Annotated in this window: 1 pseudogene; it reads left to right on the plus strand. The window is 73.3% G+C overall.

Annotation, left to right across the window (positions count from 1 at the left end):
* Positions 1–249: 249 nt before the first annotated feature.
* Positions 250–1,081 (plus strand): annotated as a pseudogene (locus L978_RS17975) (CHAT domain-containing protein); the annotation flags it as partial.

Genomic DNA, 1,081 nt, shown 5'->3' on the forward strand with positions numbered 1-1,081 from the left:
TGAAGTCCCTCCCGACTCCCGTCGTCCCGCACTGACGCACCCCCTCGCCCGGCCGCACCGCCCGCGCCGCCTCGCCCGGGCCGCCCGCACCGCCTCGCGGTACGGATGTCGGGGCGATTCACGGATGGCAGGACGACACGCCGTCGCACGTCCGACATCCGTCCGTTCTCCCGACACCCGTCACTGATGTGCGGCCGGCTCTCCCGACATCCGTAGCGAGACGGCCCCCGGGCAGGGCATTCTGGAGCGATGCCCCTGTCCGCGATCGAGCTGCACCGACGTGGCGTCGAGGCGGCGAACGCGAGGAGGTTCACACAGGCGCGGCGCGCGCTCGACACCGCCTCGGCGCGCACCGACGACCCCGACCTGCGCGCACGGATCGACGGCACGGTGGCGTACGTCCTCGCCCAGAAGGGGCAGCCCGCGGCCGCCGAGCAGCTATGCCGGAACGCCCTGGGGCGCTCCGGGCTCCGCCCCGAGACGATCGCGGTGCTCAGCGGCCAACTCGGCACGCTCCTGATGCACAGCGGCCGACTCGCGGAGGCGGAGGCCATGCTCACCCGCGCGATCGACACGTTGACGGCGATCGGCGAGGAGACGACCGAGCTCGCGAACTGCCTGATGAACCGCTCCGTCGTTCGGATGCAGCAGCGCGAGCTGGAGACGTGCGTCGAGGACCTGCGTCGCGCCGTCGCGGTGTACGAGGCGAACGACGACGAGGGCCCGCTCGCCGAGGCGCGGCACAACCTCGGCTATGCGGCACTCCTCGGAGGCGACCTCGTCACCGCCCTCACGCAGATGACGCGTTCGCGCCCGAAACTCGCGGCGATCAGCGACCTCGCTGCGGCGATCAGCGACCTGGATCGTGCCGAGGTGCTCAGCGATGCGGGGCTCACCACCGAGGCGGAGGCGCTGCTCGCCCAGGTCGCCGCCGAGTTCGGGGCGCAGCGGATGAGGCAGGCCAGAGGCGAGGCCGAGTTCCATCTCGCCCGCTCGCTCCTTCGCCACGACCCCGCCGCCGCGGAGCGGGCGGCCCGGACCGCGGCGCGGCGCTTCACCGCGCTCGCGAACCACGGATGGG

Source organism: Microbacterium sp. ZOR0019 (genome assembly GCF_000800925.1).
GTDB classification, from domain to species: Bacteria; Actinomycetota; Actinomycetes; order Actinomycetales; family Microbacteriaceae; genus Microbacterium; species Microbacterium aurugineum.